Origin of the sequence: Roseburia sp. 1XD42-69 (assembly GCF_003612565.1) — a bacterium.
In the GTDB taxonomy this organism is placed as follows: domain Bacteria; phylum Bacillota; class Clostridia; order Lachnospirales; family Lachnospiraceae; genus Roseburia_B.
This window is the reverse complement of sequence record NZ_RAZG01000211.1, coordinates 1-1443: the sequence shown is the minus strand read 5'-3', so window position 1 is coordinate 1443 and position 1443 is coordinate 1. Positions and strand designations below refer to the sequence as shown.

Below are 1443 nucleotides of genomic sequence, written 5' to 3'. Positions count from 1 at the left end.
GACGGCTATGGCATTCCGCTCATCCTCATCCGGGAAATACAAAGACACCTTCGTGCCGGTTTCCGGCATACAGTACACTTTTCCGCCGGAGCAAAGCGAAGGGGGACTTTCCAAAAGCTTCCCGTATCCGGCACCCAGGGGTAAGGGTGCGCCGTGGAAACCTCCTGTAATCTACGCAATATTATAAAATAGTAAATCTTATGAATCTCAAAAATTCTATCAATGCCTGATAGTAATACTATGGTTTAATCCTACTGATAAGAGATTCAGTAATGATACTCATTTTTTCTTCCATATTGTATTCACGTCTTCCTGTTAAGCACTCTAGGAAATATAGCCACTCGTCCTCACCAACATCTTCTTCTCCACTAGCATAATGTTTTAAAGCAAAAAAAGCATCTGTTACCACTTCCTCATTTGAATCATATATTTTTTCACAATCAAAATTATTAATTAAATATTCCATTAATATATGTTTATTTATATCGCCTTTTAATACTTTTTCTATTACTTTTCTAATTTCATTACGATACATTTTAATCTCCTTCTAATTAATGTCTCTTGTTTATCAATTGTTCCGAAGAAATTCTTACAGCATCAAAGTCCCTATGAATAATATATCCTCTGGCATCTGTAACTTCGTGAATCAAATATTTTGTTCTCAATTCATCACTATATTTATATACAATAGAGGTTCCTCCTTCAGAAGATGGACGGGAACTCATTATTTTTTTATACAAAAGAGAAAAATCCTCTCCCCTTGCTTCAATCCGACCTATTTTATCTATTGTATCTTTATCAGTATAAAATTTGCCGTTTACATTTTCAATATCAACCATAAAATCTGCCGTACTCTCGCATTTTCCGTTTGTCTTCTCATAATGGGGCTCACTTTTTGTTCCAAATTGAACCCCTACTTGTAATTGTCCACCACTTCCACTTGATGATGTTCCACCACCACTTCCTGTATTCCCTCCGCCATTTCCAGACGAACTATTTTGGGCTTTCAATTTTTGAACGGACTGGTTATTGCCCAACGACTGCTTACTGTCCCCTCCCGGCATACGGTTCATGTTCATTGCCCCGTACTCCATATAGACATTATTCCCAAGCATCAATATCATGCCGCATTCTTCATACCTGTCCGTATTGTTCTCAAACACCTTATCCGGCAGGAGGTTATACCCTCCGTTCCTTGCACGGATATCGTTTTCTACATATAACGCCGTCGCACCGGCAAGCCCGTATCCCCCCGCCAGTTATGATAGCAGGCACTACTGTCGTTGTAAAGGCAGACGGGCCTATGACTGCCGCTGCATCCATCCCCGCCGCCAGCCCTGCCACGGGGGCTGCCAAACCTAACGCAAAATCACCCCAGCTCCTGTCATTCCCGGTCTCCCTGTCGCTTTCCACCATCCCGTCTGTTGCCGCTGACACACCAAA

At 41.5% G+C, this 1443-nt stretch carries 3 protein-coding genes; all 3 read right to left on the bottom strand.

Features of this window, described 5'->3' with window-relative positions:
• Window positions 1-238: 238 nt before the first annotated feature.
• Window positions 239-535, bottom strand: a complete 297-nt coding sequence (locus D7Y06_RS25145; protein WP_120410194.1) for a hypothetical protein — start codon at window positions 533-535, stop codon at window positions 239-241.
• 16 nt (window positions 536-551) lie between these two features.
• Window positions 552-1124 (bottom strand): hypothetical protein, encoded by a 573-nt coding sequence (locus D7Y06_RS25140; protein WP_158591506.1) that lies wholly within the window; start codon window positions 1122-1124, stop codon window positions 552-554.
• A gap of 55 nt (window positions 1125-1179) precedes the next feature.
• Window positions 1180-1443: hypothetical protein (locus D7Y06_RS26315; RefSeq protein WP_158591505.1), on the bottom strand; the 264-nt coding region annotated here is incomplete at its 5' end.

What these genes read in the sequence shown, in the direction of transcription:
- D7Y06_RS25145 (WP_120410194.1), bottom strand. Translation starts at nt 535, where the DNA reads ATGTATCGTAATGAAATTAGAAAAGTAATAGAAAAAGTATTAAAAGGC.
- D7Y06_RS25140 (WP_158591506.1), bottom strand. Translation starts at nt 1,124, where the DNA reads ATGATATTGATGCTTGGGAATAATGTCTATATGGAGTACGGGGCAATG.